This is a genomic window from Desulfofundulus thermosubterraneus DSM 16057 (assembly GCF_900142025.1).
In the GTDB taxonomy this organism is placed as follows: Bacteria; Bacillota; Desulfotomaculia; order Desulfotomaculales; family Desulfovirgulaceae; genus Desulfofundulus; species Desulfofundulus thermosubterraneus.
In genome coordinates, this window is record NZ_FQZM01000064.1 from 1 (window position 1) to 10842 (window position 10842).

14 protein-coding genes are annotated in these 10842 nt (G+C 53.6%); all 14 read left to right on the top strand.

Annotated elements, in window-relative coordinates:
* On the top strand, positions 1 to 552 hold a 552-nt coding region (locus BUA65_RS18435), incomplete at its 5' end, for a hypothetical protein (protein WP_207543927.1).
* Entirely contained in the window at positions 549 to 1154 is a 606-nt protein-coding gene (locus BUA65_RS16625) for a LysM peptidoglycan-binding domain-containing protein (protein ID WP_072871371.1), read from the top strand. The genes BUA65_RS18435 and BUA65_RS16625, both read left to right, overlap by 4 nt.
* A 23-nt stretch (positions 1155 to 1177) precedes the next feature.
* A complete protein-coding gene (locus BUA65_RS16630; RefSeq protein ID WP_242656375.1) occupies positions 1178 to 2191 on the top strand; it encodes a phage late control D family protein in 1014 nt (337 codons plus the stop codon).
* 10 nt (positions 2192 to 2201) lie between these two features.
* Positions 2202 to 2570 carry a hypothetical protein gene (locus tag BUA65_RS16635; protein WP_072871376.1) on the top strand — a complete coding sequence of 123 codons (369 nt, stop codon included), beginning with the start codon at positions 2202 to 2204 and terminating at the stop codon, positions 2568 to 2570.
* 14 nt (positions 2571 to 2584) lie between these two features.
* Complete coding sequence (locus tag BUA65_RS16640; protein WP_072871379.1) at positions 2585 to 2962, top strand: GPW/gp25 family protein; 378 nt, start codon at positions 2585 to 2587, stop codon at positions 2960 to 2962.
* On the top strand, positions 2949 to 4010 hold the full coding sequence (locus tag BUA65_RS16645) for a baseplate J/gp47 family protein (RefSeq protein ID WP_072871382.1): 1062 nt from the start codon (positions 2949 to 2951) through the stop codon (positions 4008 to 4010). Before BUA65_RS16640 ends, BUA65_RS16645 begins: the two co-directional genes overlap by 14 nt.
* A 7-nt stretch (positions 4011 to 4017) precedes the next feature.
* Positions 4018 to 5889, top strand: a complete 1872-nt coding sequence (locus tag BUA65_RS16650; RefSeq protein ID WP_072871384.1) for a putative phage tail protein — start codon at positions 4018 to 4020, stop codon at positions 5887 to 5889.
* 17 nt (positions 5890 to 5906) lie between these two features.
* Positions 5907 to 6374 (top strand): hypothetical protein, encoded by a 468-nt coding sequence (locus tag BUA65_RS16655; RefSeq protein ID WP_131821546.1) that lies wholly within the window; start codon positions 5907 to 5909, stop codon positions 6372 to 6374.
* A gap of 32 nt (positions 6375 to 6406) precedes the next feature.
* A complete protein-coding gene (locus BUA65_RS16660; RefSeq protein WP_072871388.1) occupies positions 6407 to 6844 on the top strand; it encodes a hypothetical protein in 438 nt (145 codons plus the stop codon).
* An 18-nt stretch (positions 6845 to 6862) separates the two neighbouring features.
* Positions 6863 to 7231, top strand: a complete 369-nt coding sequence (locus BUA65_RS16665) for a hypothetical protein (RefSeq protein ID WP_072871390.1) — start codon at positions 6863 to 6865, stop codon at positions 7229 to 7231.
* Complete coding sequence (locus tag BUA65_RS16670; RefSeq protein WP_072871393.1) at positions 7232 to 8779, top strand: hypothetical protein; 1548 nt, start codon at positions 7232 to 7234, stop codon at positions 8777 to 8779. It begins immediately after the preceding gene.
* Between the two features lie 75 nt (positions 8780 to 8854).
* On the top strand, positions 8855 to 9187 hold the full coding sequence (avd, locus tag BUA65_RS16675; protein WP_072871395.1) for a diversity-generating retroelement protein Avd: 333 nt from the start codon (positions 8855 to 8857) through the stop codon (positions 9185 to 9187).
* Positions 9166 to 9513 (top strand): hypothetical protein, encoded by a 348-nt coding sequence (locus BUA65_RS16680; RefSeq protein ID WP_114281523.1) that lies wholly within the window; start codon positions 9166 to 9168, stop codon positions 9511 to 9513. Before avd ends, BUA65_RS16680 begins: the two co-directional genes overlap by 22 nt.
* A complete protein-coding gene (locus tag BUA65_RS16685; RefSeq protein WP_072871401.1) occupies positions 9500 to 10549 on the top strand; it encodes a reverse transcriptase/maturase family protein in 1050 nt (349 codons plus the stop codon). Before BUA65_RS16680 ends, BUA65_RS16685 begins: the two co-directional genes overlap by 14 nt.
* Positions 10550 to 10842 lie beyond the last annotated feature (293 nt).

Here is a 10842-nt window from a genome sequence, read left to right on the forward strand (position 1 = left end):
TCCCCTGCCCTGCCGGAGATCCCGGCGGCTATGTGGCAGATCAAGCCCGCGGTGGGAGTCCCTGTTTTGCCGGAAATACCAGGGGGTATGTGGGCGATTAAGCCCCAGGTGGAAAAACCCACTTATCCGGCTTTACCGGCCGGTTACTGGCAGATCAAGTCCCAGGTGGACAGCCCGGCATTTCCAAAGCTGCCGGTGAGCACCTGGCAAATTATCTCCCAGGTAAGCTCCCCTGCCCTGCCGGAGATCCCGGCGGCTATGTGGCAGATCAAGCCCGCGGTGGGGGCCTTCATCCTGCCTGCCAGTGTGCCGGCACCCCCGGCGATGATGCCCAAAATGCATTTAAAACCAACGGGGGCGCCAGGCGAGTTCCTTCACAGCAAGGCGGAAATAAACGTTAACGTCAGGTTGGAAGGCGCAAAGCCGGCCGATGAAAATGTCCGACGCATCGTTGAGAAAATCGGACCTGAGATTATTCGTTACCTTGAAAAGCATGATCGCTATCTGAGTAGCCGCGATCCAAGAAGGAATAGGGGGGCGTGGCGTACGTGAGCGTTGAAATCGGCAAGGTAAGGTTAAGTTTGCCGCCGAGGCAGCAGCTTAACTTCTCTAATCCCCGGCGGATTGCAACAATAAACATTCCGGGCGCCCCGCCGGTCCAGCAAGATATGGGCGAAGAAGAAACAGTAATGTCCTGGGAAGGAAGTCTCATTGGGGAGTCTGCCTATAATGATGCTATCGAACTGGAAAAATTAAAGGATTCTGGGAAGGAAACAAAGCTCCTTCTCCCAGGATATCCAGAGCTAAATAAAACGGTTCGGATACGGCGGTTTGACTGGCAGCTGGTAAGAAGGGACCGGGTAAATTACCAGATTGAGCTGGTAGCAATTATCCCCCCTCCTGTTGTAGTCGCGCCCGCACCGCAGGCACAACCAGCGGCGCAACCAGCCCCCGGGGGTGGAAATCAAGACGCGCCGCCGCCGGCACCCGCAACGCCGCAACAGGAGCACACTGTTGTTGCCGGCGATACGTTGTGGGCGCTGGCGCAGAAATATTTGGGTGCGGGCCCGCGCTGGAAAGAAATTGCCGAGGCAAATAATATTTCCGATCCCCGCAAACTGCAGATTGGTCAGAAGCTGGTGATCCCGGCGTGAGTACGCCTCGGGCATGTTTAGTAGTGGAGGGTAATCTGGTTAAGCCCTTTGATTTAATCTCTGCCCGGTGGGAAAACACACTTTACCTGGCTGCTGATAGCCTGGAAGTTAAGCTGAAAAACGAAGACAGGTTATCGGATTACCTTAGAAAAAAGCAGGAAGTGCAGTTATACCTGGGGTACGTTAAAAATGCCAGTTATTGGCGGCTAGATGAGCTTTCCTATTGCTTCGGAGGCTTGATAGACGCAGTTAGACCGGTTTTTGAAGGTGAAGGAGAAACAGTCACACTTTTGTGCAGAGATTATTCTGCACCGCTGATTGATACGGCGTACTCAATAGCCTACGCCGAGCGCACCAGTGCCCAGATCGCTCAGATGTTGGCTGCCAAGTACGGTTTAAGAGCAAAAATTGTGCCGACTACTGACGTTTTGGAAAAGGAACTATTTCAGGATGGTAGCGAGTGGGAACAGCTGCAACTTTTGGCCGAACGAGAAGGATACGTTTGTTATGTTAAAAAAGAAAAGGAACTGGTTTTTGCCCCGCGTACGGAAGAGGAAATAGTTGCTCGTTTAGCCTGGAAAGCAAATGTGGTCCGGGCTGAGTTTGAAGATTCCGGCGTGGGGGTTTATAACAAGGTCACCGTTCGCCACTGGACAAAAAAACAAAAGATCGAAGGTTCCGCTGAAGATGCCTTTTTAATCCAGCAAATGGGTGGGGTTAAGGAGCGCATTATTTACGATGCATCAGTAAAAAGCCCTGCCCAGGCGAAGGAAAAGGCTAAGAAACGCCTGCAAGAACTCTCCCGGTCGGTAATTACAGCAGAGGTCACCGTAGTCGGTGACCCGGTACTGCTGGCCGAGAAGCGCGTGGATATGATTGGCTTTGGCAGATTTTCAGGCGTTTATTACATTGAGCGGGCAATACATCAATACGGTGCGGAAGGGTATGTGGTAGACTTAAGCTTAACCAACGTACGCCCGCAGGATGCGCAACAGTACCGCCAGGACCTTTATAACTACCAGGAGAAAAAGATGTGAGGGTGATGAAATGGGCGCTTTTCCGCAGGCTGGAATAATAACTAGTTTAAACGTTGAGGAAAGAAAGGCCAAAGCTTATTTGCCGCTTTTAGGAATCGAGACAGGATGGATACCTGTAGCTACCAATCTGCTCATTGAAGAAGATATAAAGGGAGAGGGTGCAGAGTTTACAGAAGTCCGGATTGATCCGTTGAACAAATTAGGAATAGACGAACCGCATCCTGGAATCGGTCATACTTTCGCCTTGGGCCATCAGGGAACGGTTGAAGTATTTGCCCTTCGCCGCATTGCTTACGGTACGCTTAAGGTTGGCGACGAAGTTCTGGTTGTCTTTCTTAACGGAGATGTAAATAACGGGGTTGTAGCCGCTAGATTGTAGGGGGCTTAAACAGGATGTCTTTGTTGGGAAGCGATTTAAGCGGAGAAGTTAACCTGCGGGGTGACTTTGGATGTATAACCGGACTGGCTAATCTGGAAGCCGCGATCAAGCGTCGGCTGGCTACGCCAAAAGGAGCATTGTTTAGCCATCCGGAATACGGAAACCCGGCCTGGGAGCTCATAGGGGAAAATATAGATGAAGTATGGGTAGGCAGAGTATGTGCGGCCCTACAGGAATGTTTGGAGCAGGAGCCGCGGATCAGGGCGATTAAGATTACTCCCTATCTTTACGAAGGTGAACGGTTGATCAGGTTTAATATTGCCTACCAGGTGATTAGCGAGCAAACCGCGGCCAATCTGGTGTGGGAGGTTCCTTTGAGTGGCCTTTCCTAAGAATTATGAGCAGATAGTAGAGGAAATTTTTAATGAGTTAGTTTCTGCCGGCATAATAGACTTTAACGCTGGATCACTTGCCCGGACAATTGTTGAGAAAGTAGCGCAGGGGCTAGACGAGTGCTGGTATATGCTTGACCAGGTGCCGGATAGGTTCTTTATCGACAGGGCGAGGGGGAAGTACCTGGATCGAAGGGCCAGGGAATACGGGATGGAGCGCCTGCCGGGAGCAAAAGCGGGAGGGTTGCTTGTTTTGGGCAGGAGCACTCCGGCGCCTTTTAGTCAGCTCATCCCGGCGGGGACGAAGTTTGAATCGGCCGATAAATTAACTTATGAGACTACCCAGGATGCTACCTTCGAGCAAAATAAACAGTCAGTCGTAGTGGAAGTTATGGCAAGCTCCGAAGGAAGCGCCTATAACCTGCCGGCCGGTACGCTCTTAAGGCAGGTGGGCGTAGCCATCCCGCTGATAGAGACGGTGCAGGTTGGCGAGGGGGGGCTTACCGGGGGGCTTGATCCAGAAGATGATGAGAGTTTGCGCCAGCGGCTGCTGGAGAGAATTCGAGCTCCGATCCGGGGCGGTACGGCGGCCGATTATGAAGCCTGGGCGAAAAGCGTGGCCGGGGTGGCAACCGCGAAATGCCTTCCTCTTGCCCGTGGGCCAGGTACGGTTGACGTACTAATTACGTCTTCGGAAGGGATACCCGGCCAAGATCTGGTTGTATCTGTGCAGGAATATATCGAACAAAGAAGGCCGGTAGGCGCAAATGTACGGGTGCTGGGACCAGTTCCCCGGGTGGTTGATGTTGACGTTCAACTGATTCCTCGTTCTGGAGTGGATATAAGCGCCTTAAGAATGCTTGTGCAAAGCAGTATCGAGAGGTACATAAGAGGGGTACCCATTGGGGGAATAGTTTACCTGACGGGGATTGGCAATGCTATCCACGATGTTGATGGTGTGGAGGATTATTCTATCAACCAGCCAGCCGCAAACATTTTGTTGGGTGCCACGGAAATGGCCATTCCTGGAATTATTACGGTGGAGTGATTTTTAGGTGAGCTATTACGAAAAAAAGCTGCCGGAACTGCCGGATAGTTTTTTAACGCCACCCATAGAGCTATTTTTAAGGGCCGTAGGAAAACAGATAGACGACATCCTTACCTTTCGTGAGGATGTTATTGATCAACTTTTTGTCCAGACTGCTACCTGGGGATTGCAACACTGGGAACGTCAGCTTGGCTTTCCCGTAGGAGAATCTCTGCCTGTTGAAATACGCCGGGCGCGTATATTTTCGGCTTTACTTTGTACGGAGGGAATGCGGCCAGCGGACTTACAAAAGGCCCTAGCGGTAATTGGTTTCCCCGGTTCTGAAATTGTTGAGCTGTTTAAGTCATTAGGTCTGCCGCCTCTTCATAACGCTGCGCAGACGTACTCCGGGGGCTGGCGCACAGGCAATCAGTGGGCGATGTTTAAGGTCCGCTTTGGCATAAATGACTGGCGCGATTTGAGGGATGCCGATAAGCAGGAGATAAAAAGGATTATTGAAAAAACAAAGCCAGCGCATATGGCCTTAAGTGGCCTTGAACTCGTGTTGTTTTTAAATGATCAGCTCGAGCAAATAACAGATGAAAAATTGATCATTGTTAGAATAAATCCGGGCGAATCGTTCTTACGAGCCGGGCTCCGGCACAGCGGGCAAGTACGGTACCGAAAAGTTTTAATCCACGATGCCAGTTTTCTGCATGACTCAGAAGCGCTTCATAACCGTCTTGTGCCGGGCGGAATGATTCTGCACCAGTGCAATGATGAATCAGCATCTTTACAGGCACTGGTTCAGTTGGCTGATGCCCCGCGCATTTTTACTCCGCGCGATGGATGGCAGCGGCTTGGTCTGTGGTATTCGGGGGCTTCGGCTTTGGACCGATCGGCGGCTACGGCCAGTCTGCGCCTGACTGATGCTGCCCCGGAGACGGCAGACGCCATTGAGCCCGTATCGCGCTTAAGCCTGGCCGATCATTTTGCGGGTGAAACCCTGGCCCACGGAGTTTTTCTCTGGTCACAGAGAACTGGCGCAGTCTTGTACCGGTCGCGGTACTCACGCCGGCCCAGGGCGCCCAGGAACGGGGCAAGCGCATACGGGGATCATCTTCCCCGCTTTTGGGGTCCCCGGCGAGACGGGCGGCACAGGTACGGTGGCACGCTGCAGGATAAACTGGAAGCTTTCGAGGCAAAGGTCTCCCTTAAAGACAAACCTGTCACGCAATTGCCGAGGCGCAACGGAAGCTTTTTCTACCGGGACAAAGGGTTATATCACGGCCCCTGCCCGGCGCCGATAGAAGCCGCAGGCTATGCTCTCACATGGCAAGGGGTTGATAACTTTGACCTTCCAGGTGATCAGGTTGTCGGCAAGGTCAATGTAATTGCGAATGATGTCTACCCAGGCCGCGATCCAATTCACGGCGCTCCGGAACAGCCCCTTCATGATGGCAGTATCTATCACAAGTTTGCAGGGTATTACGACTGGCGAGGGGACCGTTATAGCGGGCAAAGGTACCACGGCAAGGTCCCGTTGGACAAACCGGAGGCAGTGGTTGCAAAGCTTTCTCTGGGGGATATGGCATCCGGGCACTATCTCTACGGTGGAGACCGCCTGCGGCACGATGGGGGTGGGCTGCGCTGGAAACATCATGGCATGTTGTTGCGCCGTCCCTTTGCCAGGCATGATGCCTTGTGGTTCCGGGACGGCGCCAGGCGGTATCTTGAGGCCCGGGCCAGGTACGGGGACTTGGCCGCGATGCATGATGGGATTGATCAATACGGTGTATCCGGAGGTTTACATGATGGCACCGTCTTGAGGCGGCCGATCATGGTGCCGGATGATATGGTGATCATTGTCCGCCGCGGTTACCGACGGGTGGCGGTTTAATCTTGGAGGTGAGAACGTTGGAGCAACATAAACAGAGAATAAGCTTGCGTTTTAACGAAAAAGCGCCAGTTAAAGGAGAACTGCGTTTGCGAATCTATCGCAAGGGCAGGCTAATGGAGGTTTGGGAAGATGAAAACCTGGTGGTGGATGCCGGCCGCAGTGTTATGGCAAAGCTTATCGGAGGGCAGGCAGGTCTGAATGTTAACCGCGTGGCCTTTGGGACCAACGCGACTGACCCGGCGCCTGGAGATACGGCAATCCAAAATGCCTTCATCAAGCCAATATCAGCAGTATCTTATCCGACCGCCACTCAGGTACGATTTGATTTTACCCTGCTGGAAAGTGAGGCAAACGGGCTATCCATCCGCGAGTTTGGATTGTTATGCGCCAATGGGACACTTTTTGCCAGACGTACGCGAGGCGGAAAAACGATCGACAAGGATAGCGACTTAGCTATTGAAGGCCAATGGACAATATTCTTCTGATTTAATCTTGAAGTCATTGGAGGGGTTGATAAATGGCTAATTTAACGGAAGCTGCTACTTGGGAAGCGGGCGTATATCAAATCGAGGAGACAGATCCCGTCCAGGGCGGGCCAAACGGCATAGATAATTTGCCGCACAAACAACTTGCCAATCGCACCCTGTATCTAAAGCAGGAGCAGGATGCGCTGAAAAGTGAGATTGCCACGGCCCGGGGTGGTTACGCCAATCTGGACGCGCGACTGGACGCCCTGGAGACGCAAACGCTGCAAGGTGAGAGCACTTTCAATGGCACCAGCGGACGCACTATAACCCACAACCTGGGTCACACCAATTACATCGTAAACGTCGTGACGCTCCAGGATACCGGCGGCGACCTCGGGGACGTGTTCATTGCCAAGGCGGCCAACGCCTTCACCGTGTACAACACAGGCGGTTTTACCGGAAGTTTCCGGTATCAGCTCATGACGTAAGGAGGTAGGAATAAGAAGATGATAGTTCAACACGACCCCAATAAGCCTAATGAAGTTATATCCATCGACCAGGCTTCCCCCCATCACCTGGTGGTGGCGGCTTTCCGCTTTCCGGGCGGTGAGTGTACCGGCGGGACTATAGACCTAACGCCATTTCAGGGTGGTTCGTTCAGACTTTATTTAGAAAAGGATGGCAGCCTAAGCACCGACCTTTACCGGGACCATTACTGGCTCCTGGCGGAAGCCGTTCTGCCGGAGCGGCAGTTTGATAGCCGGCCTACCGGAATGACCGATGAGAATGGGCAGCCCATTATGGAGATGGTGGAGCGCCCGCTGGACCTGAATGATGTCCAGATTACTGTATTCCCCTTACCGGAGGTGGAGTAAATGGCAAATGTTAGCAAATTGTCCCTGGCTGCCCTGCGGGACCGCATAGCTGCCGGCACCCGCGAGGTCCGCATGGTGCATAACTCGAAGGCCGACGGCACCGGGGTGACCGTCGTCTCCGACATGATTTACATCCCCAAGTTCCGTATTCCGGCCGGAATCTGGGACGGCGGGGCCTTCCCGCCCCAGGACCTGCTCCTCGGTGGGTTTCTGATCGACAAGTACCCGTGCAGCCAGCCCGACGCGACCAGCACCAGCCGGGGCAGCACCCCAGCAAACAATCCCGGCCTGGTGGCGGCCGTGTCGCGACAGGGTGTGGTGCCCTGGACGGAAATTGACCAGAACAACAGCAAGGTGGCCTGCGCGAACCGGATCATCAACGGGCGCCAGTGCCATCTGGTGACCATGAAGGAAGCGGCGACCATCGCATTTCTGATTAAGCTGCTGGGACACGATATTCGGGGCAACAACAGCTGGGGACGTGATTATCGAGACCCGGACCTCTGGGAGTACTACGGGATTGCCGACCCCACGGTGGCGAGCTACACTCAGCAGTACTCCCCCAACCGCAAGTATTCGCGGTGCCTCACCGGAACAGGTCCTCTTTCGTGGTCGCACAACGGCATGGCCAACGGGGTTTTCGACTGGGTTGGCAACGTTTGGGAGTGGATGGATTTCGTTATCGACTGCGGCCGCTACCGGGCCATACTGACCGCGGCCATCAGCGACGCGGACGGCATCACGGCCACGGACACGGCGATCGTCATCGGCAACGTGCAAAATCCGGAACTGTGGCCGGCAAGCAACGGTCTGGTCTTGATAAAGGCCGAGGGAACGAACACCGATGAGTACGTCATCTACGGTTCATTCGTGGACAACGGCAATGGCACTTACACCCTCACGGGTTGCCAGCGCGGCCAGCTGGGTACCTCGGCGAGCGCGCACTCCAACGGTGCGGTGGTGGAGCGCATAGTGGACTATTGCGTCATCCCCGGCGGCTGGACCGCGAAGGTGGCCGACGGTGGCTTGAACAACACCACGAACCCGGCGACGTTCACCATTTCCGACCTGATGCTCGGGCCGGGCTGCGCCGGGGTGGCCGTGGGTGACGTGTTGCAGTGCGAGAACGAGCAGCTTACCATCACGGCCGTAAGCGGCAACACCATCACGGCCAGCCGGGGGGCCAATGGTTCGACCGTTGCCGCCCACGCCCAGGGCGTGGGGATCGCGAAGATTTCGCCCCAGATGAGTAACAATGACGCGGCTTCGACGGATACCACTTATGGGGCATGGCAGTTCGGCAAGTTTCTCACGATGCGCACTGAACCGGAGCTGGCTGCCCTGGCCTTGCCTGCCTCTGTAAACGCCAGTGGAAATGAGGAGTGGAAAGATGGTTATTGGGCCAGGTGGAAGGGCCAACGCGCGGCTCTCCGTGGTGGGTACTGGGCCGATGGCTCGTACGCTCGGTCGGGCTTCGCCCTCCACCTGGACATTCCGCCGTGGTACGCGGGCATCCACCTCGGCTTCCGCGCCGCTTTAAGTTTATAATCTGAAATCTGAAATTCTGGTAATCTGGGGGCGGAGCGATAGCGAAGCCCCCAATCCGAATTAGAGGTAGGAGAAATGCAGGAGTTAAAAATAAGACAAAAGTGCGAAGACATGATTGCTTACGGCTATACCGCTCTTCGCCAGTTCCCTAAAAGTGAGCGTTACACGTTGGCGGCTGACATTAAAAAGTCGATGTATAGGCTCCTCAACCTCATTATCGCTGCCAACAAGAAGTATTACAAAAAGACCACGTTTCAGGAAATGGATGTGGAGCTCGATTACCTGCGCTCGCTTATACGGTTAGCCATGCAGCTCGGCTTTCTACCGTTCAAGAAATACGAAAACTGGGCTGCAATGCTTAACGAGATAGGCAAAATGCTTGGCGGATGGATGAAATCCATGCGCTAAAGCTTTTTGCAGGGGCCGGGTTGCAACGCGCGGCTCTCCGTGGTGGGAACTGGAACAATGGCTCGAACGCTCGGTCGGGCTTCGCCCTCAACCTGAACAATCCGCCGTCGAACGCGAACATCAACATCGGCTTCCGCGCCGCTCTGCCTGGCAAGCCAGAAGTCGAAACCCTACGGGGTTTCGTCCAGTGCGCAGGCAAAGGAACCCGGTTCCTTGTCGCGCCAGCTTGTCTGGCCGGCAAAAAACAAAAAACGCCTGTCCCGGCAAGTAGGAAACGAAAGCCGGAGCCAGGCCCAAGTTTGGAGGATGAAGATGAGGACTTATAAGAACCTATACCCACAAGTCTATGACTTTCAAAACCTGTATGAGGCCTATCTCAAAGCGAGGCGGGGTCACAGGTACCAGCCGGAAGTCCTCATCTTCACCAACAACCTGGAAAGCCAACTTATCCAGTTGCAGAATGAATTGATTTGGAAGACCTATAAAACAGGTCCTTATCGAAAGTTTTACATTAACGACCCTAAGACTCGGCAGATAGCCGCTCTTCCCTTTCGGGATCGGGTTGCACAACATGCCTTGTGTAATGTGATTGAGCCACTTTTTGAACGTAAATTTATCTATGATAGCTATGCCTGTCGACCAGGAAAGGGGACCCATGCCGGCGCAGACAGGGTAACAGAGTTTCTCAGAAGAGCTACTCGGTTGTGGCCAAAGCCGTATTGCCTCAAATGTGACATAAGCCAATATTTCCCATCCGTTAGACCTAGCACTTTATTGGCTATTATCAAGAAAACCGTCGCCTGTAAAGACACCTTATGGCTGATCCAAGAGATACTCTCCAGCTGGGTTGATACAAACGATCCCGATCCAAGGGGGTTGCCGATAGGAAACTTGACCAGTCAATTATGGGCTAATGTGTACTTGGACCAGCTCGATCACTTCATTAAAGAGGTCCTACGGGTTAAATTCTACGTTCGGTATATGGATGACTTCGTAATCATCGGCGGCAACAAGACCGAACTGTGGCAGGTAAAAAAGGAGATTGAAACCTTTCTAGATGATAAGCTGGGTTTGCGTTTGAATGGTAAGTCAGGGATTTTTCCTATATCTCAGGGAGTAGATTTTCTAGGATACCGCATTTGGCCAGACCATAGGTTGTTGAGAAAAAGAAGTACAAAACGGATCAAACGAGCCTTAAAGCGTTTCCAAAAGCTGTATAGCCAGGGCAAGATTAGCTTTGAGCGGATTAATGCTACAGTACAGAGCTGGTTGGGCCATGCAAAACATGCGGATACTTACCGCTTCAGGCAAAAGCTCTTTGAAGCCCTTGCCTTTGTGCGAGACAAAAATGGAGAACATTGAAAGCTTCTAGGAATCGAGTAGGAGGGGGCGGCTAGCCCCCGTCCTCTCACACCACCGGACATGCGGGTCCGCATCCGGCGGTTCACCAAGCTTGACGAAGACTTTGATAGCGTTCGGTTAAGCTCATCGGATGCGCGGCCATTCGGCACGGAGTTGGTCCCGAAGCCGTTCGGTCGGGATGCCATCTACGCCGGGCGCGCCTCCGTTTCGCTCTACCCGCTTTAGGGCGGACAGCATGTTCTCCCTGGCCACCACCTGCTCCATCAGGCCGCTATCCTGATCCCCGCGAGGTG

Bases quoted from the DNA above. Each gene is read 5' to 3' on its own strand.
- BUA65_RS16685 (WP_072871401.1), top strand. From the start codon at position 9,500: ATGAGGACTTATAAGAACCTATACCCACAAGTCTATGACTTTCAAAAC.
- BUA65_RS16635 (WP_072871376.1), top strand. From the start codon at position 2,202: ATGGGCGCTTTTCCGCAGGCTGGAATAATAACTAGTTTAAACGTTGAG.
- BUA65_RS16665 (WP_072871390.1), top strand. From the start codon at position 6,863: ATGATAGTTCAACACGACCCCAATAAGCCTAATGAAGTTATATCCATC.
- avd (WP_072871395.1), top strand. From the start codon at position 8,855: ATGCAGGAGTTAAAAATAAGACAAAAGTGCGAAGACATGATTGCTTAC.
- BUA65_RS16660 (WP_072871388.1), top strand. From the start codon at position 6,407: ATGGCTAATTTAACGGAAGCTGCTACTTGGGAAGCGGGCGTATATCAA.
- BUA65_RS16680 (WP_114281523.1), top strand. From the start codon at position 9,166: ATGGATGAAATCCATGCGCTAAAGCTTTTTGCAGGGGCCGGGTTGCAA.
- BUA65_RS16670 (WP_072871393.1), top strand. From the start codon at position 7,232: ATGGCAAATGTTAGCAAATTGTCCCTGGCTGCCCTGCGGGACCGCATA.
- BUA65_RS16640 (WP_072871379.1), top strand. From the start codon at position 2,585: ATGTCTTTGTTGGGAAGCGATTTAAGCGGAGAAGTTAACCTGCGGGGT.